The sequence below is a fragment of the Enterovirga rhinocerotis genome, from assembly GCF_004363955.1.
GTDB classification, from domain to species: domain Bacteria; phylum Pseudomonadota; class Alphaproteobacteria; order Rhizobiales; family Beijerinckiaceae; genus Enterovirga; species Enterovirga rhinocerotis.
This window is the reverse complement of the sequence record NZ_SNZR01000017.1, coordinates 60,724-79,477: the sequence shown is the minus strand read 5'-3', so window position 1 is coordinate 79,477 and position 18,754 is coordinate 60,724. Positions and strand designations below refer to the sequence as shown.

Annotated in this window: 15 protein-coding genes; 8 read left to right on the top strand and 7 right to left on the bottom strand. The window is 69.1% G+C overall.

The features are described from left to right. Positions 1-76: 76 nt before the first annotated feature. Positions 77-3,028 (bottom strand): Rne/Rng family ribonuclease, encoded by a 2,952-nt coding sequence (locus tag EV668_RS22350; protein ID WP_133774362.1) that lies wholly within the window; start codon positions 3,026-3,028, stop codon positions 77-79. A 634-nt stretch (positions 3,029-3,662) separates the two neighbouring features. Here EV668_RS22350 and EV668_RS22345 point away from each other — a divergent pair. The 3 genes from EV668_RS22345 to prfB all read left to right on the top strand — a co-directional run bounded on the left by EV668_RS22345 (position 3,663) and on the right by prfB (position 8,661). Next, on the top strand, positions 3,663-4,865 hold the full coding sequence (locus EV668_RS22345) for an N-acetylmuramoyl-L-alanine amidase (RefSeq protein WP_166652599.1): 1,203 nt from the start codon (positions 3,663-3,665) through the stop codon (positions 4,863-4,865). Between the two features lie 120 nt (positions 4,866-4,985). Continuing rightward, positions 4,986-7,421, top strand: coding sequence for a penicillin-binding protein 1A (locus EV668_RS22340; RefSeq protein WP_133774358.1), 2,436 nt, complete (start codon positions 4,986-4,988; stop codon positions 7,419-7,421). Positions 7,422-7,532: 111 nt separating this feature from the next. Then, positions 7,533-8,661, top strand: a protein-coding gene (gene prfB, locus EV668_RS22335) for a peptide chain release factor 2 (RefSeq protein ID WP_133774355.1) whose coding sequence is annotated in 2 segments (ribosomal slippage) — positions 7,533-7,601 and positions 7,603-8,661 — 1,128 coding nt in all. Because the reading frame shifts where the segments join, the coding sequence is not laid out codon by codon here. A gap of 57 nt (positions 8,662-8,718) precedes the next feature. On the opposite strand, the gene EV668_RS24955 is transcribed toward prfB, so the two are convergent. After that, entirely contained in the window at positions 8,719-9,147 is a 429-nt protein-coding gene (locus EV668_RS24955; protein ID WP_166652598.1) for a DUF2325 domain-containing protein, read from the bottom strand. A gap of 156 nt (positions 9,148-9,303) precedes the next feature. Between EV668_RS24955 and EV668_RS22325 the strand changes: the two genes are divergently transcribed. From EV668_RS22325 to gltS, 4 genes are all read left to right on the top strand, one after another. Next, a complete protein-coding gene (locus tag EV668_RS22325) occupies positions 9,304-10,014 on the top strand; it encodes an AzlC family ABC transporter permease (RefSeq protein WP_166652597.1) in 711 nt (236 codons plus the stop codon). Further along, the gene (locus tag EV668_RS22320) at positions 10,001-10,318 is read left to right on the top strand and encodes an AzlD family protein (protein ID WP_245513368.1); all 318 of its coding nucleotides are present in this window, start codon (positions 10,001-10,003) and stop codon (positions 10,316-10,318) included. Before EV668_RS22325 ends, EV668_RS22320 begins: the two co-directional genes overlap by 14 nt. Before the next feature lie 206 nt (positions 10,319-10,524). After that, the gene (locus EV668_RS22315; RefSeq protein ID WP_166652596.1) at positions 10,525-11,445 is read left to right on the top strand and encodes an AEC family transporter; all 921 of its coding nucleotides are present in this window, start codon (positions 10,525-10,527) and stop codon (positions 11,443-11,445) included. A gap of 227 nt (positions 11,446-11,672) precedes the next feature. Next, on the top strand, positions 11,673-12,872 hold the full coding sequence (gene gltS / locus EV668_RS22310; RefSeq protein ID WP_133774347.1) for a sodium/glutamate symporter: 1,200 nt from the start codon (positions 11,673-11,675) through the stop codon (positions 12,870-12,872). A gap of 38 nt (positions 12,873-12,910) precedes the next feature. Here the strand turns inward: gltS and EV668_RS22305 are convergent, their stop codons facing one another. Genes EV668_RS22305 through EV668_RS22285 form a run of 5 tightly spaced genes read right to left on the bottom strand, consistent with a single transcriptional unit; the run spans position 12,911 to position 17,665 of the window. Continuing rightward, positions 12,911-14,020 carry an ABC transporter ATP-binding protein gene (locus tag EV668_RS22305; RefSeq protein WP_166652595.1) on the bottom strand — a complete coding sequence of 370 codons (1,110 nt, stop codon included), beginning with the start codon at positions 14,018-14,020 and terminating at the stop codon, positions 12,911-12,913. 8 nt (positions 14,021-14,028) lie between these two features. Then, the gene (locus EV668_RS22300; protein ID WP_133774343.1) at positions 14,029-15,135 is read right to left on the bottom strand and encodes an ABC transporter substrate-binding protein; all 1,107 of its coding nucleotides are present in this window, start codon (positions 15,133-15,135) and stop codon (positions 14,029-14,031) included. Positions 15,136-15,187: 52 nt separating this feature from the next. Further along, positions 15,188-16,012, bottom strand: a complete 825-nt coding sequence (locus EV668_RS22295; RefSeq protein WP_133774341.1) for an ABC transporter permease — start codon at positions 16,010-16,012, stop codon at positions 15,188-15,190. Positions 16,013-16,022: 10 nt separating this feature from the next. Beyond that, positions 16,023-16,922 carry an ABC transporter permease gene (locus EV668_RS22290; protein WP_133774338.1) on the bottom strand — a complete coding sequence of 300 codons (900 nt, stop codon included), beginning with the start codon at positions 16,920-16,922 and terminating at the stop codon, positions 16,023-16,025. Next, entirely contained in the window at positions 16,910-17,665 is a 756-nt protein-coding gene (locus tag EV668_RS22285; protein ID WP_133774336.1) for an SDR family NAD(P)-dependent oxidoreductase, read from the bottom strand. Before EV668_RS22285 ends, EV668_RS22290 begins: the two co-directional genes overlap by 13 nt. Before the next feature lie 181 nt (positions 17,666-17,846). On the opposite strand from EV668_RS22285, the gene EV668_RS22280 reads away from it, so the two are divergent. Further along, positions 17,847-18,701, top strand: a complete 855-nt coding sequence (locus EV668_RS22280) for a MurR/RpiR family transcriptional regulator (protein ID WP_133774334.1) — start codon at positions 17,847-17,849, stop codon at positions 18,699-18,701. Positions 18,702-18,754: the final 53 nt, after the last annotated feature.

Genomic DNA, 18,754 nt, shown 5'->3' with positions numbered 1-18,754 from the left:
CAGATCGGCATCGCCTCGCCGGCCCCGGCTTGCGCCGGAGGTAGCGAGGCGGCCGGATCCGGACCGCCCCCGGCGACTACGCTCCCGTGAGAGCGGATTTCGCCTTGGACCACCAGCCGCCGCGCTTGGGACGGCTCGGATCGGGCGGCGTCAGCACGATGGCGACCGGCTCGGGTTCCGGCTCCGGCGCGGGCTCGGGTTCCGAAACCTGAGCGGGGGCCTCGGCGGCCTCGGAGACGGGCGCCTCGGCTTCCGGCGCCGGCGAAGCGGCTTCGGTCGCAGGTGCTTCGGGCGCGGAGGCTTCGGCCACGACGGTCTCTGTGGCCTCTGCCGTCACCTGCACTGCGGCATCGTCCTGAGCGGGACGCTCCTCGGCGGGGGCCGGTTCGGCGGTCGACGCCTGCTGCTCCGCTCCGGTCTCCTCGGCGAGCTCGCGATCGGTCTCCTCGCCATCGCCGGAATCCGTCTCGGAATCGGCCTGCACGGACGGATCGCGGTCGCCATTGGCGGAGCCGCGGCGCCGGCGACGCCGGCGACGGCGACGGTTCGCGTCCTCGCCGTCATCCTCGGCACGCTTCTCGGCGCGATCCTCACGCTCCTCGCCGGATTGTCCCTCGTCCTCAGGCTCCCGCTCGCCACGAGGCTCGCGCTCCCGACGGGGCTCGCGCTCACGGCGAGGCCCCCGCTCCCGGCGAGGCTCGCGCTCGGCGCGGACCTCGAGCTCCTCCTCCTCCTCGATCTCGAACTCGGCGGTCGCCTCGATCTCGATCGGCTCGTCGACGGGCGTGATGGAATCGACCCGGATCCCGGTTGCCGGCGCGCGCACGGGCGCGGTGACGGGCGAGGTCCGCTCGATGGCGAAGGTCGTCGTGCCCGACAGGGTATCGTCCGCCGACACGGCGATGGCGACGCCGAACCGGCTCTCGATCTCGGCCAGATGCGCGCGCTTCTGGTTGAGGATGTAGAAGGCGATCTCGGTCCTGGTGCGGACGGCCATGTTGTGCGTGGCCGTGCGCAGCAGCGTCTCCTCGAGCGAGCGCAGGATCTGCAGCGCGACCGAGGGGACGGCCCGGACGAAGCCGGTGCCGGCGCAGTGGCGGCAGGGCACGGACGAGGATTCGAGCACCCCCGTCCGGATGCGCTGGCGCGACATTTCGAGGAGGCCGAACGGGGAGATGCGGCCGACCTGGATGCGGGCGCGGTCGTTCTTGAGGCAGTCCTTGAGCTTCTTCTCGACGGAGCGGTTGTTCCGCTTCTCCTCCATGTCGATGAAGTCGATCACGATCAGGCCGGCGAGGTCGCGCAGGCGAAGCTGCCGCGCGATCTCCTCGGCCGCCTCGAGATTGGTCTTGAGGGCGGTGTCCTCGATATTGTGCTCGCGCGTCGAGCGCCCGGAATTGATGTCGATCGAGACGAGCGCCTCGGTCGGGTTGATGACGAGGTAGCCGCCCGATTTCAGCGTCACCTGGTTCGAGAACATCGAATCGAGCTGCGCCTCGACGCCGAATTGCGCGAAGAGCGCCTGCGGCTCGCGGTAGGGGCGCACGGCCCTCGCCTGCGAGGGCATGATCATGGACATGAAGTCCTTGGCCTCGCGGTAGCCCTCCTCGCCCGCGACGACGACCTCGTCGATCTCCTTGTTGTAGAGGTCGCGGATGGCGCGCTTGATGAGCGAGCCCTCCTCGTAGACGAGGGCGGGGGCGGTGCTTTCGAGCGTCAGCTCGCGCACGCTCTCCCACAGCCGCATCAGATATTCGTAGTCGCGCTTGATCTCGGGCTTGGTGCGCGAGGCGCCGGCCGTGCGCAGGATGATGCCCATTCCCTCGGGCACCTCCAGCTCCTGGACGATCTCCTTCAGGCGCTTCCTGTCTTCGGCCGAGGTGATCTTGCGCGAGATGCCGCCGCCCTTGCCCGTGTTCGGCATGAGGACCGAGTAGCGGCCCGCCATGGAGAGATAGGTCGTCAGCGCGGCGCCCTTGTTGCCGCGCTCCTCCTTGACGACCTGGACGAGCAGGATCTGGCGGCGCTTGATGACCTCCTGGATCTTGTACTGGCGGCGATGGAGACGGGGACGCTGGGGAACCTCCTCGAGCGCATCGGCACCGCCGACGGCCTCGACATGCTCGTCCTCGTCGTCGTCCTCGTCGTCTTCGTCGCTCTCCTCGTCGTCCTCGTCCTCGTCGTCTTCGCCGTCGTCCTCGTCGCTGTCGTCATGCGCAGCGTTGTCGTCCTCGCGCTCGGCGTCCGTTTCGACGGCGTCCGGCGCGGCCTCGCCGGAGACCGGCGCTTCGGCCGTCTCGGCGGAGGCATCGACGGGCTCCACGGCGGAGACCTCGAGGGCGGGCTCGACCGGGGGCTGTTCGAGCGTCTCGGACGCGGCAGCAGGGGCCTCGTCGGCCGCCGGCTCCTGCTGCTCGGGCTCCGGCGTGACCGCCGGGGCGTCGGTGACGGCGGCTGCGTGCTCGGCGGCGTCGGAAGCCTCGGCACTCGTCGGTTCGGACGCGCTCTCGGCGGGCGTCGCCTCCTCGGTCTCGCCGGTGGCGGCAAAGGCCTCCGAATCGAGGCCGGCTTCCGCGGGATCGGCCGTCACGGCGAGGGAGGCCTCGCCGGTTTCGGTCTCGCCGCCCTCGACCGGGGCGGAAACCGTCTCGCCGTTGCGGCGGTTGCGCCTCTGCGCCCCGCGCCGGCGACGCCGGTTGCCGCTGCCGCGGCGCTCCTCGCGCTCTTCTTCCTCGCGCTCGGCCTGCTCGTCCGCTTCCAGCAGGGCCTGCCGGTCGGCGACGGGGATCTGATAATAATCGGGGTGGATTTCGCTGAAGGCGAGGAAGCCGTGCCGGTTGCCGCCATATTCGACGAAGGCGGCCTGGAGCGACGGCTCCACCCGCGTGACCTTCGCCAGATAGATGTTGCCGCGAAGCTGGCGGCGGTTGGCTGATTCGAAATCGAACTCCTCGACCTTGTTCGCCCGGGTTACGACGACGCGGGTCTCCTCCGGATGGGAGGCGTCGATGAGCATCTTGTTGGCCATAGGGGACTCTCAAGGTGGAGATCGTGCCGCGGCCGAGGCGGCATGAGGCCGACCCCGTGTCCCGGTGGAACCGGGCGGGCGGCCGCGAGCCGGAAGGCTCGGGGGGCACGAAGGTTGATGGAGCGTGCGACAGCACGCGGGACTGGCAACGAAAGCCTCGTCATCCGGCCTTCACGCACGCGAGGCATGATCGGATGACGGAGGTCGGTGAAATCCGGACGGGCGGCGGACGCGGCGACGGTCAGCGTGGAGGCTGTGTCCGTCAATGCGCCCATCGGCAGTCCTTCATGGGAGCAGGTCGGCACGACCTGCCGGTTGAGCCGCAGTCGAGCTACGGACGAGATGTCGCCGCCGGCGGATTTGGGAGAGAACGGTCCGGCCCCGCGCCCCATTGGGCGGGTGCCATCTCCCGGCATCGATCCGCACCGGTTGGCCGTTCCATTACAGATGGATGGCGGCGTTTGACAAGATGTCTCATCGGCACGCCGGCGCTGCGGCGGAAGCAGGGCTCGCCTCGCGCGGCGGCGAAGCCCCCTTGGCGGGCGGGTCGAAAGCGACCGTTAACCAAGCGGCCGCAAGTTCGGGGCGTCCGTGGTCTGCTTGTCCGGCCCTCTCGTCGCAGCCCTCTCGTTTGATGATGCCGTCCCTCGCCATCCGCATCGCCGCCTTGGCGCTGGCGCTTCTTCCGGCCTTCGGCGCCGCGGAGGCGTTCGCCTTCGGCTCGTCGGTGGCCGTCTCGGCCGAGGTCACGGCGGAGGAGGGCGCGACGAGGATCGTCCTCGTCGCCTCCCGCTCGGTCGAGGCCACCAGCTTCCTGCTCGAGAAGCCCGATCGCGCGGTCGTCGAGGCGCCCGGCCTGAATTGCCAGCTTCCGCACGAGGCGGGCCGGCGCCGGGTCGGGCTCGTCGCGGGCTTCCGCTGCGGCCTCTTCGCGGTCGGCCGGACGCGGCTGGTGGTGGACCTCGCGGCACCCGCCACGATCTCGCGCCTCGAATGGGTCGACGGGCCGGTTCCGGAGGTCAAGCACCTTGTCGTCGAGTTGAGGAGCGCCGATCGCGAGACGTTCCGCAAGACGGCACGGGCGCCCGGACGCGATCCGGACACGACCGGGTCGATCGCCGCGCCGCCCGGGCCCGGGCCGCTGGTGGCCATCGATGCCGGCCATGGCGGGGTCGATCCGGGAGCGATCGCGACCACGGGGGATTACGAGAAGGACGTCGTCCTCGCCTTCGCGCGCGCCTTGCGGGATCGTCTCGTCGCAGGCCGCCGCGTGCGGGTGCTGATGATTCGCGACGGCGACGTCTTCGTCCCGCTGGACGAGCGGGTTCGGATCGCCCGCGATGCCGGGGCGGATCTGTTCATTTCGATCCACGGCGATTCGATGTCGAACCCGAAGGGGCGCGGCGCGACGATCTATACGGGCGCGGAGCGGGCGACCGATCTCGAATCGGCCAAGGTCGCCGAGCGCGAAAACGCGGCCGATGCCGTCGGCGGGCAGATCCCGCCTGCGGTGCGCGCGGGTGTGTCCGATATCCTGCACGATCTGACCATCCGCGAGACGCGCGGCCTGTCGCATCGCTTCGCGGGGGTCCTGCAATCGGCTCTCGGGACCGTGATGCAGTTCACGCCCCAGCCGCACCGCGAAGCGGGGTTCCGCGTGTTGCGGGCGCCCGACATGACATCGGTGCTCGTCGAGCTCGGCTATTTGTCGAACGCCAAGGATGCGACCCTGTTGCTTTCGGACGACTGGCGCGCCCGATCCGCCGCCGCTATGGCGGAGGGCATCGAGCGGTTTTTCGGGCCGCGGCTCGCCGAGCGTGCCGCAGTTTTACCATAGAAACCGTGTCGATGGGCTCCGCCGATCACCGCCGGTTCGGGCGGGCGGCATGCGCGGGGGCTGGCCGAACGTCGCCCGACCGGGCCGGAAGGCCGGCCATCCAGGCTGGAAAGTGTGCGGATGCGGTTTATCCTCAGGTTCTTCGGCTTCCTGTTCTCGATCGGGGCGATCGCGTTCCTGATCGTGGGAGCCGTGGCCGGCTACTTCCTGTGGAAGTTCAGCCAGGGCCTGCCCGATCACGCGGCGCTCGCCAATTACGAGCCGCCGGTGATGACGCGCGTCCACGCGGCCGATGGCAGCCTGCTCGCCGAATATGCGCGCGAGCGGCGGCTCTATATCCCGATCCAGGCCGTCCCGAAGCTCGTGATCGGCGCCTTCCTCTCGGCCGAGGACAAGAATTTCTACAAGCATAACGGCATCGATCCCGAGGGCATCGTCCGCGCCGCGCTGCGCAACGTGCGGTCCGGCTCGAAGCAGGGCGCGTCGACCATCACCCAGCAGGTCGCCAAGAACTTCCTGCTCTCGAACGAGCAGACGCTCGAGCGAAAGGCCCGCGAGGCGCTGCTCGCGCTGCGCATCGAATCCGCCTATTCGAAGGATCGGATCCTCGAGCTCTATCTGAACGAGATCTTCCTCGGGACGCTGATCCCGGGCCGCAACGTGCACGGCATCGCCGCCGCGTCCCTCGAATATTTCAACAAGTCGGTCCACGAGCTGACCGCGGCCGAGGCCGCCTATCTCGCCGCGCTGCCGAAGGGGCCGAACAACTACCATCCCTTCCGCAAGACCGCCGAGGCGCTCGGGCGCCGGAACGAGATCCTCGCGCTGATGGTGGCCAACGGCTACCTCACCAAGGAGGAGGGCGAGAAGGCGCGGAGCGAGCCGCTCGGCATCAATTTCCGCATCAATTCGCCGAACCAGATCGCCTCGGGCTTCTTCGCCGAGGAGGTTCGCCGCGAACTCGGCGACCGCTACGGCGAGAAGGCGCTCTACGAGGGCGGCCTGTCGGTGCGGGCGACGCTCGATCCGAAGATCCAGGCCATGGCGCGCAAGGCGCTGGTCGACGGCCTGATCAAGTTCGACGAGGCCCATGGCTGGCGCGGGGCGCAGGGCAACATCAACCTCGCGGGCCGCGAATGGGGGCTTGCCCTCGCCGAGGTCTCGGCTCTCAACGACATCCAGCCCTGGCGTCTTGCCGTGGTTCTCGACACGTCCGGAGGGCAGACCCGGATCGGCATCCAGCCGAAGCGTCTGGCCGGCCAGGGCGTCTCGCGTGAGCGAGAGATGGGCGTGATCCCGCCGGAGGGCCTGCGCTGGACCGGGCGTTCGCCGACGAGCGCCTTCCAGGTCGGCGACGTGATCTATGTCGAGCCGCTGGCGAGCAAGCCGGGCGCCTACCGGCTGCGCCAGCTCCCCGAGATCTCCGGCGCGCTCGTCGCGATGGATCCGTTCACCGGGCGCGTGCACGCGATGGTCGGGGGCTTCTCCTACGACCAGAGCGAGTTCAACCGCGCGACCCAGGCCCAGCGCCAGCCGGGCTCCTCCTACAAGCCCTTCGTCTACGCGACGGCGCTCGACAACGGCTACACGCCCTCGACCATCGTCGACGACGTTCCGATCACGATCGAATCGGGCGGCGAATCGTGGTCGCCGCAGAACTTCGACGGCAAGGCGACGGGGCCGCACACGCTGCGCTACGGCATCGAGAAATCGAAGAACCTCATGACCGTGCGGCTCGCGCGGGATGTGGGGATGCCGCTCATCGCCGAGTATTCCCGCCGCTTCGGGATCTACGACGACCTGCTGCCGATCCTGCCGATGTCGCTCGGTTCGGGCGAGACCACCGTGATGCGGATGGTCACGGCCTATTCGATGCTGGCCAATGGCGGCCGGCGCATCAAGCCGACCCTGATCGACCGGATCCAGGACCGCACGGGCGCCACGATCTATCGGCACGACGACCGCGAATGCATCGGCTGCTCGGCGGAGAACTGGGCGAACCAGGACGAGCCGAAGCTCATCGACAAGCGCGAGCAGGTGCTCGACCCGCTGACCGCCTACCAGATGACCTCGATCCTCGAAGGCGTGGTGCTGCGCGGCACCGCCGCCCGCCTGCGGCCGATGGTCGACAACAAGCCCATCGCCGGCAAGACCGGGACGACGAACGACGCCAAGGACCTCTGGTTCGTCGGCTTCTCGCCCGATCTCGCGGTCGGCCTCTATCTCGGCTACGACAAGCCGCGTTCGATGGGAGCCAATGCCCAGGCCGGCACCTATGCGGCGCCGATCTTCGGCGAGTTCATGAAGATGGCGCTCAAGGACAAGCCGCCGACGCCGTTCCGGGTGCCGCCGGGGATCAAGCTGATCCGCGTCTCGGCCGCGAGCGGCGCCCGCGCCGGCGGCGAGGGCGGCGGCACGATCCTCGAGGCCTTCAAGCCCGGAACGTCGCCGCCCGACGCCTATGTCGCGCCGCCTCCCTCCGATGGCGGACCCGGCCCGTCCGCCCGCGCGGCTCCCGACGCGGATCGCGGCGGCGGAGGCTTCGGCCTCTGGTAGGGGCGCTCGGCCCCGGAACCGAGCGGCCGGGCGGGTCCCGGCGGCTCCCGCGCCGTTTACAGCTCCGGCGAACACCCCTATCTGAGCGCCTCGCTCATTCCTCTGAAGATCATGCGCGCCGAAATCCAATCGCTCCTCGAAGCCGCCAAGCAGTCCGTGGGCCTGCTGAGGAGGCATCTTTGACTGGGATACCGTCGATCGCCGTCTCGGCGAACTGAACGCGAAGTCCGAGGATCCCGAGCTCTGGAACGACCCGGAGGCCGCCCAGTCCGTCATGCGCGAGCGCAACGCGCTCGACGATGCGGTGGCGGCGATCCGCAAGATCGAATCCGACCTCGATGACGGCGTCACCCTGATCGAACTCGGCGAGGCCGAGGGCGACCAGGCCTCCATCACCGAGGGCGAGGAGACGATCCGGCGCGCCGCCGCGGAAGCCGCGCGGCGGCAGGTCGAGACGCTGCTCGCGGGCGAGGCCGATTCCAACGACACCTATCTCGAGGTGCATTCCGGCGCCGGCGGCACGGAGAGCCAGGATTGGGCCCAGATGCTGGCGCGCATGTATGCGCGCTGGGGCGAGAAGCGCGGCTTCAAGGTCGAACTGCTCGAGCAGCAGGACGGCGAGGAAGCCGGCATCAAGGGCGCGACCTTCCTGATGAAGGGGCACAACGCCTATGGCTGGGCGAAGACCGAGTCGGGCGTGCACCGGCTCGTGCGCATCTCGCCCTTCGATTCGAACGCGCGCCGGCACACGAGCTTCGCCTCGGTCTGGGTCTATCCGGTCGTCGACGACCGGATCCAGATCGACATCAAGGAATCCGATTGCCGGATCGACACCTTCCGCTCGTCGGGTGCGGGCGGGCAGCACGTCAACACCACCGATTCGGCCGTGCGCATCACGCATATCCCCTCCGGCATCGTCGTCGCCTGCCAGCAGGAGCGCTCCCAGCACAAGAACCGGGCCACGGCCTGGAACATGCTGCGGGCCCGCCTCTACGAGGCGGAGCTGAAGAAGCGCGAGGAGAAGGCGAATGCGGAGCAGGCCGCCAAGACCGATATCGGCTGGGGCCACCAGATCCGCTCCTATGTCCTGCAGCCCTATCAGCTCGTGAAGGATCTGCGGACGGGCGTCACGTCGACGACCCCGTCGGACGTCCTCGACGGCGATCTCGATCCGTTCATGGAGGCCGCCCTCGCGCAGCGCGTCTATGGCGGCGGCGAAGAGGTCGAGGACATCGACTGAGGCCGGCGCGGCTTCGTCGTCTTCCGCGGTCCCGCCATGCGGGACCGGCTTCCGCGATCAGAGCGCCGCTTTGGATCCGAGGGAGCGGAGGGCGACGACCAGCGAGCCGAGATCGGCCGCCGGCAGCCGAAGGAAGTCCCGTCCGAACTCGATGCAGCAGCGCTCGACGACCGCCGCGGCATCGTGGCTGACATGGGCGACGGGGCATAGGACTGCGTCCGCGCGGGCGACGAGGCCCGGCAGGACCGTCACCGCGTCTTCGCTGCCGCCGTCATGCGTCAGCAGAACGGCCCCGCGATTGCGGATCGCGAGGCGCGCCTGGGCGATCAGGTGCGGCCGTCCTCCGACATAGAGCAGCGTCAGGCCGCCGAGGCTGCCGACCGGCTTCTGTGACCGGGGCAGGCCGAGGGGCTGCAATCCCGGTTGCGGCCGCGAGGGACGAGCCGAAGCGTCCCCCGCCGGACTGGTCTTCGGTGCGGTGGTCACTCGCCAGTCCTCGATTGATATATCCACTGGGATACAGCGATAGGCGGCGCGCGAAATCGAGGCAAGGCGGGACTCTCGTGCCGGCGACGAGGTCGGCGAGGGTGGCGGTTGACCAGACGCGCCGGTGCGGTCACATCCGGGAGAGCGAGCCGCACCTTGTCCTCCGCCCCACCCGCCCTGACGTTCTCCGGCTGCCTCCAAGGCGCCCGCATCGTCCTGCCCACCCTGCCGGGCGTCGCCGCCTTCGCGATCGCCTTCGGCGCGGGGTCGGTGCAGAAGGGGCTGACAGTCTGGGAGAGCGTCGCGGCGAGCTTCTTCGTCACCGCCGGGACCGCGCAGCTGCTCTCGCTCGAGCTCTGGCGGGATCACTGGACGTTCGGGTCTCTCCTGACCATCGCCGCCGTGACCGCGACGGTGAATGCGCGCTTCATCCTGATGGGGGCCTCCCTCCAGCCGTGGCTGCGGGGGATCTCGGTCCCGGTCCAGGCCGCCTCGCTGTTCCTGCTGTTCGAGGCGAGCTGGCTCGCAGCCGAGAAGCACAGGGCTCAGGGTGGACGCGACGTCGGGGTGTTCATCGGGGCCGGCATCGTGTCCTGGCTCGCCTGGACGGCGGCGACCGTGCCCGGCTACTGGATCGGGACCCTCGTCGCCGATCCGAAACGCTTCGGGCTCGATCTCGTCCTGCCGTGTTTCCTGGCCTCGCTCGCGGTCGTTCTCTGGCGCGGGCCGCGCCGCTCGGGCGTTCCCTGGGCGATCGCGGCGGTCGTCGCCTTCCTGACCCAGACGCTGGTGCCGGGCTATGTCTTCATCGTGGCGGGCTCCATCGCGGGTGCCGTCGCGGGGGCGGTGATGCGTGAGCGCGTTTGAGGGTCCCTTCGGCCCCGCCTTCGCCATCGTCGCGATGGCTCTCGCGACCTATCTCTGCCGGGTCGCCGGCGTGGTGATCATGAGCCGCGTCAAGCTCACCCCCATGGTCGAGCGCGGCCTCGCCGCCCTGCCGGGCTCGATCGTCGCGGCCACGATCGTGCCGATCGCCATCAAGGCCGGGCCGGCCGGGATCGCCGGCGTCCTCGCGGCGGTCGTCGTGACCCGCCTCACCCATAGCGAGATCGCAGCCTTGGCCTGCGGCGTCGCTCTTGCGGCCGCGATGCGGGCGCTGGGAATCGGGTAAGGACGGCGAGCGGTCCGCCCCTGGAGGGGAGGATCGGGCGGGAGGGCCCGGGCGTCGGTGAGGCGCGGTCTTTCGCCCGGAACGCCGGCGGCGAGGGGATGAGCGACCACCCCACCGCAGGCATCGCCGCCGCCCTCCGTCCGGGGGGCTGCGCTGGAGGTCCGATCGGGCGCCCCTGGGGCCGGTCGGGATGGGGAGAGAGGGTCATGGCGGCGACCGTCACGGTCGTGTTTCCGATCTTCGCAGTCATCCTGATCGGGTGGCTGGCGCGGCGCGTCTCGTTCATCGACGAGGCGGCGGTGCGCGGGCTGCGGGAGGTCGCTTTCCGTCTCGTTCTTCCGGCGCTGCTGTTTTCATCGATGATCAGCGCGCCGCCGATCGACCTCCTGGGCGTGGCGACGGTCTATTTCGGCGCCTGCTTCACGATCTTCGCAATCGGTCTGGGGATCGGACGTCTGCTCGGCCTGTCGCTCGCCCGCTCGACGATGCTCGGGCTCAACGCCTGCTACGGCAACACGCTGATGGTCGGCGTCCCGGTCTCGGTCGCCGCCTTCGGGACCGACGCCCTGCCGCCGATCCTCACGATCATCGCGCTCCACTCCGGGACCCTCCTGCCGCTCGCGGGCGTCCTGATCGAGGCCGATGCGGGAGGCCGCCGCTCTCCGGCCGCCGTCGCCGCCGGCATCCTCAAGGGGGCCGGACGCAACCCCGTCATCCTCGCCATCCTGGCCGCCTTCCTGTGGCGGGCGACGGGCGTGACCCTTCCGGCGCCGTTCGTCGGGACGCTGAAGCTTCTCGGCGCGGCGGGCATCCCTCTCGCCCTGCTGGTCCTCGGCGCCTCGCTCCCTCCGCCCGATCGCGGAGCGCTCGGCATCGAGACGGTGATCGCCGTCTCCCTGAAGCTCCTCGCCCTGCCGGCGCTGGTCTTCGCCTTCGGCTCCTGGGCGGGCCTGCCGAGCCTCCCCCTCGCCGTCGCGACGCTCGCCGCCGCGACGCCCACCGGCGCCAACGCCTTCCTTCTCGCGCATCGCAACGACGAACTGATCGCGATCTCGGCCGGGACGGTGCTGGTGACGACGGTGCTCTCGGTCCTCACGCTCGGGGCGCTGGTTGCGATGCTCGGGTGAGGCGCCGGGGCTGGCCATGCGCGCCTGCTTCTGCGATCCGACAGGCCCGGAAGAGCAGCCTGATCGGAATCATCATGCGATGAGCACCATCGACGCGACGCAGGTCGACGTCATGCCCCGCGGCTCCCCATGCGATTCCGCCGAGGCGGAGCGGCTCTAGACGGGCTCCAACCAAGCCGGACCGCATCGTCGACCGGCCACGCCGAGATTCCAGACCCCTCACCTGTATGACGATCGACGCCTTCATCTCCTTCACGATCGCCGTGACGCTCCTCCTGATCGGCAAGATCGTGACGCTCAATGTCAGGTTCTTGCAGAAGTACTCGATCCCCGAGGCGGTCATCGGCGGGTTCTTATGTGTCGCCCTCGTCACGGCAGCCTATGTCGTATTCGGTACGACGATCGAGTTCGATCTCAACGTCCGTGATTTTCTCCTGCTGGCCTTCTTCGCCGGGATCGGGCTCAAGGCCGACATACGTTCCCTGATCGCGGGCGGGCGGCCCCTCGTCGTGCTGCTGCTGCTCGCCGTCGTGTTCATCCTGCTCCAGAACACCGTCGGGCTCGCGATCGCGCCGTTCTTCGGTCTCGATCCCCTCGCCGGCCTGATGCTGGGCTCGATCTCCCTGACCGGCGGCATCGGGACGACGCTGGCCTGGGCCCCGGTCTTCACCGACCGTCTGGGTGTCGCGAACGCGATGGAACTCGGCATCGCCGGCAATACCGGCGGGCTGATCGCGGCCTGCGTGATCGGAGGTCCCATCGCCACCTACCTCATGCGGCGCCACGCGATCGCGCCGCCGCCCAAGGCCGGGGTGCTCGATATCGGAGCCGCGGCGGCCGCCGGCCAGGCCCCGCTCGACTATTTCTGCGTCCTCTGGGCCATGCTGGCCATCAATGTCTCGCTCATCGCCGGGTTCGGGATCAGCCGGCTGATCGCCCTCAGCGGCCTGACCGTCCCGACCTTCGTGAGCTGCCTGATCGCCGGCATCCTGATCCGCAACCTCATGCCCTACACGGTCGGCGCGACCGTCAGGCGGATCTGGCCGCGCGTCGAGGACGGCCTCTCGCTGGTGATGGACCTGTCGCTCGGGATCTTCCTCACCATGGCGCTGATGGGCCTGCAGCTTTGGCAGCTCCACGGCGCCCTCGTCTTCGTCGCCGTCGTCCTGACGATCCAGATCGTCCTGACGATCGCCTATACGGTCGGGCTCGTCTTCCGACTGATGGGGCGGGACTACGAGGCCGCCGTCATCTGCGCCGGCTTCGGGGGGATCACCCTCGGCTCGACGGCGACCGCGATCGCCAACATGACGGCGGTCGCGCAGCAGCACGGGCCTGCCCCGAGGGCCTTCATCATCGTCCCGCTGGTGTGCGGCTTCTTCATCGACATCGTCAACGCGATCATCGTCTCGGCCTTCGTCGGCTGAGCGAGGCGTTCCGGCCGATGGCGCGGCCGCCTCGCCCGTCAGCCCCGGCGGGGGAAGACGAGCACGGTGTCGGGGGTCAGGCCGAGGCGCAGGCGCGCCCCGCTCGTCGGCAGGGCGCTCGCCGCCCCGTGCGCATTCGGCGCCATGGCGATGAGGATCGCGCCACGCCCGATATCGACGTGGAAATAGGTGACGGCCCCGGAATAGACGGTGTGGACGAGGTCGCCCTCGACGACCACGCAGCCGGACCCCTCGGGCGGATCGATGGCGACCTTCTCCGGCCGCACGACCAGATCGACCTCGTCGCCGGCGGCGACGCCCTCGGCTCCCGGAATGTCGAGGCTGTGACCGGATGCGGTCTCGATGCGCGCGGTCGTGCCGGTCACGCTCACGACCTTGCCGCCCACGGCGTTCGTGAATCCGATGAAGTCGGAGACGAAGCGGCTCTTCGGTCGCTCGTAGACATCCGCCGGCGAGCCGATCTGGACGATCTGCCCCTCCTCCATCACCACGATCCGGTCGGCCAGCGTCAGGGCCTCCTCCTGGTCGTGCGTGACGAAGACGGTGGTGATGCCGACCGCCCGCTGAAGCTGCCTGATCTCGACCTGCATCTGCTCGCGCAGCTTCTTGTCGAGCGCGGCGAGCGGCTCGTCGAGCAGCAGCACGTTGGGCTTGGTCACGATGGCGCGCGCCAGCGCGACGCGCTGGCGCTGGCCGCCGGAGAGCTGGGAGGGGCGCCGGTCGCCGTAGCCGGCGAGGCGCACCTGGGCCATGGCGTCCTCGACCGCCGCGCGGATCTCGCCGGCCGGCCGGTTGCGCATGGTGAGGCCGAACGCGACGTTCTCATGCACGGTCATGTGCGGGAACAGGGCGTAGTTCTGGAACACCATGCCGATGTTCCGCTTCCACGGCGAGACCGCGTTCACGAGCGTGTCCCCGATGCGGATGTCGCCCGCATCGGGTTTCTCGAGACCGGCGATCATGCGCAGGGTCGTCGTCTTGCCGCAGCCGGAGGGGCCGAGCAGACAGACCATCTCGCCGGGCGCGATGGCGAGCGACACCCCCCGCACCGCGAGCACGGAGCCATACCACTTCTGGACGTCGCGCAGGTCGACGCCGACCGCGTCCGAGGGGTTCGCCTTGATCATCGCTTCCGTCAGGACTTGAGCGTGCGGTCGATGAGGCTCTTCAGCTTCGGCATCTCGGCCGCGAGCTTGACGAAGTCCGGCCGCACCAGGGTCTTCAGCGCCTCCTCGGCGGAGATGATGGCCGGGTTGGACTTCAGCGCCTCGGGGATCTGCACCTTGGTGCTGGCCGGCGAGTAGAGGCCGCGCTCGATCCAGGCGAGCTGGCATTCGTCGGAGAGCCAGGTGTTCATGTAGATCTGGGTGAGCTTCGAGACGGCGGGCGAGAAGCCGGCGCAGAGCTGCATGTGGCCGGCCCACTGCACGCCGCCCTCCTTCGGGATGGTGAAGGCGACGTTCTTGCCCTGCGACTTGGCCATCGCGGTCCAGGAGCCCCAATGCGGCGCGAGCCACATCTCGCCGCGGCTGACGAGGTCCTCTTCGAGGGTCGGGGAATTCACCCAGGCGCCGATATTGGCCTTGTGAGGCTCCCAGGCCTTGATGCCGGCCTGCACGTCCGGACCCTTGCCGGTGACGACGCCGGCCATGATGTAGGCGTCGTAATAGACGTCCCACATGGACACGCGGCCCTTGTATTTGGGGTTCCAGAGGTCGGTCCAGGAGGTCGGCTTCTCCACCTTGTCCGGGTTGTACATGATGCCCCAGGGCGTCAGGTGGAACGGAATGCCGAAGCCGCCGGGCGTCTTGAGGTCCGCGGGCAGGTTGGCCGCGTTCGGCACGAGTTCCGGATCGAACTTGGCCCACATCTTGTCGTTGATGCCGCGCTGGGCGAACAGATCGTTCACCATGCCGCCGCTGACGACCGGGTTCGAGCGCTGGGCGAGCATCTTGGGATAGGCGACGGCGTTCGAGGCCGCCTCGAAGACGACCGACGTCTTCGGATGGCTCTTGTTGAACATCGGAACCGTGACGTCCTTCAGGATTTCGGGGACGATGCCGGGCTGGGACAGGATGGTGAGCCGGGCCACGTCCTCCGCGCTCGCCTGGGCGAGCGCCTCGGCGAGCTGGAGGAAGGCGGTGCCGCCGGCGCCGAAAGCGGCGGCGCCCTTCAGGATGGAGCGCCGGGAGGCGTGGCCGTCGAAGGCCCGCAGGACGTCCTTGGTATCTTCGCTGCTCATGGTCTGTGTCCTTCCGGAGTTGTTCTCGGCGCTTGCATATCCCGGACCGGTCTCAGGAGAATTGCTTGCCGAGACCGACGAGCTTCTCGATGACGATGATCGCCACCGAGGTGATGATGAGGAGAATGGTCGAGATCGCGGCGATGGTCGGATCGAGGCTGAACTCGGCGTAATTGTACATCTCGAGCGGCAGGGTCATCATGCCCGGTCCGACGAGGAACATCGAGATGGTGAACTCGTCGAACGACACGATCAGGGCGAAGGTCGCCCCCGCCAGAAGCCCGGGTCGCATCAGCGGCAGGGTGACGTGCCGGAAGGTCTTCCAGCGGTTCGCGCCCAGCGTATAGGCCGCCTCCGCCAGCGCCCGGTCGATCTCCGACAGGGTCGCGAGCGCCGTGCGCAGCACGTAGGGGAAGGTCAGCACCACATGGGCCAGGGCGAGGCCCCAGAAGCTGCGCAGGAGGCCGAGCGGGCTCAGCATCAGCGCCAGCGCCGCGCCCAGGACGATGGCGGGGAAGATCAGCGGCGTCATGAAGAAGGTGACGGTCGCATCCCGGCCGGGGAAGCGGTGCCGCACGAGGCCGAGGGCGGCGAGCGTCCCGGCCGTCAGCGCGACGATCGTCGCGAAGATCGCGATCGCGGCGCTGAGCGCGAAGGCGCGGCCGAATTCGGGCCGCTCCAGGATGTTGGCGAACCAGCGCAGCGAGAAGCCTCGCGGCGGGAAGCTCAGCGAGACGTCGTCGCTGAAGGCGAGCGGCACGACGATGAAGACCGGCAGCGCCAGGAAGACGAGGACCGCGATCACGTAGGCGTTCAGCACACGCTCGCTCGTCGGGAGGCGGGCGGCAGGCGGAGCGGCGGCATTCGGCTGTGACATGGGCCGCCTCCTATCGCTGCGCGTGGCGGCGCAGGAACAGGCCGTACAAGGTCAGCACGACCATCGTGCCCGCCGTGAGAACCATCGCGACGACGGCTCCCGTCGGCCAGTCGACCAGCACCACCATCTGCTCGTGGATGGTCACGGCGAGCACGTTCACCTGCCCGCGCCCCAGCATGACCGGCGTCACATAGGCGCCGACGGTGAGGCAGAACACGATCACGGAGCCCGCGGCGATGCCCTGCACCGAGAGCGGCAATGTCACCTTCAGGAAGGTGCGCACGGGGTTGGCGCCCATGACGGTCGCGGCCTCCGCGTAGCTCGGATCGATCTTGCCGAGCACCGAGGCGATCGACAGCACCATGAAGGGGATCAGGATGTGCACCATGCCGGCGACCACGCTCCAGAAGCTCTGCATGAGCCGCAGGGGGGTATCGATGATGCCGAGCGAGGTGAGCATCGCGTTGATGAAGCCCTCGTTGCCGAGGATGATCGTCCAGCCGATCGTGCGCACGATGATCGAGACCATCAGCGGCGAGATGACGCCGAGGAAGACGAGGTGCTTCCAGCGCGAGCGGGACCTCGCGAGATACCAGGCGACCGGATAGGCGACGACCGCCGTGATCGCGGTGACGACGAGGCCGAGCGCGAAGGTGCGCCCGATGATGCGCAGGAAATAGGTGTCGGTCAGGACCGCGGTGTAGAATTCGAGCGTCAGTCCCGTCGGATCGGGAAACCGATCCAGGAACGACATCCGCAGCATCATCAGGAACGGCCAGAGCAGGCCGACCGCGAGCAGCAGCACCGCCGGCGCCAGAAGCGCGCCGAGCGACAGGACCTTGCCGGTATCGATCCGGCGGGGCGGCGAGGCGGCTGCGCCCCCCGCCAGCGCGGGCGTCAGTTGACCCACTGGCCGCCGTCCACGTCGATGATCTCGCCCGTGATGAAGTTCGGCTCGACGGTCGCGAGGAAAGCCACCACCACCGCGATGTCGAGCGGCGTGCCGATGCGTCCGAGCGGGATCGTGTCCTGGATCGCCTCGCGACGCGCGTTGATCAGCGCGCGGGTGAGGCTCGTCTCGATCGAGCCGGGGCAGATGGCGTTCACGGTGACGTGCGGCGCCAGCTCCTTGGCGAGGCCTCGGGTCAGGCCCTGCACCCCGGCCTTCGCCGCCACATAGGCGAACTTGCTGACGGCCGAGGGGGCGCCGCCCGTGCCGGCGCTGATCGACGACATGTTGACGATGCGGCCGCCCTGCTGCGCCACCATCCCGGGCGCGACGGCCTTGCACCAGTTGAAATGGCCCTTGAGGTTGACCGCGATGGTGCGGTCGAACTCGGCCTCGGAAATCTCCAGCAGCGACTTGGGCTGCGAGATGCCGGCATTGTTGACCAGGACGTCGATCCGGCCCCAGCGCGCGACGACGCTGGCGGCGAGCGCCTGCACCTCCTCGTAGTCGCTGACATCCCCGCGAAGCACGATCGCGCCCGGCCCGATCTCGCCGACGGCCTCGGCCGCCGCATCGAGATCGCTGCTGTCGAGATCGGCGAGGGCGACGCGGAAACCCTTCCGGGCCAGTTCCTCGGCGCAGGCCCGGCCGATGCCGCGCGCCGCGCCGGTGACGATGGCGACGGGATCGTCAGGAAGGGGCATGGTGTCTCCACGGCGCCGGGCGCGAGGAGGCCCCGGCGAGGACCTCTGCGGCACGATCTCTCTGAAACCAATATTTCCTAGACGCCATTTTGTGTAAAGATCATTTCATCGGCGGCATCGTGCGCAAAAACGCGACATCCGAGCTGAACCGCGTCGCGGGCCCGTAGCGAGTGGAGGTGCGATGACCCTCATGGAGCGCCTGGAGGCCGAGCAGGCTCATTTCACGGCGCGGGAGCACGACATCGCGCAATACCTCACGCAGAACTATCCCCAGGCGATCCTGCAATCGGCCTCGGCCATCGCCCGCGCCACCGGGATCAGCCCTCCCACCGTGGTCCGGTTCTTCGCGAAGCTCGGCTACGACAGCTTCGCGGAGGCGCAGGAGGAGATCCGCCGGGAGGTGGTCTCGAAGCTGCATTCCCCCGTCGACCGCATCGGCCTTCCCGACAGCTCCGAACGGTCCGCGGCCGACCTTCTGGCGCGACATGCGGCGGCCGAAGCCACCAACCTGAGGGCGACCTTCGGCCAGATCGATCCGGACGGCTTCGCGGCGGCCGTCGCCGCCGTCTCGGAGAGCCGGGGCCGGGTCTATGTGATCGGCGAGAAGGACAGCTACGCGATCGCCTATTTCCTGTTCTCGCATCTCAACCTGTGCCGGCGGGATGTGGTGCTGCTCGAGACCGGGCAGGCCATGCTCGCGGATCGGCTCTTGTGGTCCCGCCCCGACGATGTCCTGATCTGCGTCAGCATCCGCCGCTACAGCCCGAACAGCCGGAAGGTCGCCGGCCATTTCCGCGACATGGGCGCCGCCGTCGTCGTGCTGACCGATACGCCGCTCTCGCCGCTCATGCCCTTCGCCACGCACCGGCTGCTCGCACAGACGGCAAGCCTGTCGGTGTTCGATTCCTTCACGGCCCTGATGAGCGTGGCCGGAGCGCTCGTGGGCGAGGTTGCGCGCCTGAGCCGGGAGAGCATGCAGGATTCCCTGAATCGCGGCCAAGACCTGTGGCGGCGCTTCGATACGTTCCTGAACTGACGAGGACGCGCCGCGTCCGCGAGGGCTTCGAAGGCGCGGGCTCGGCGTCGCCG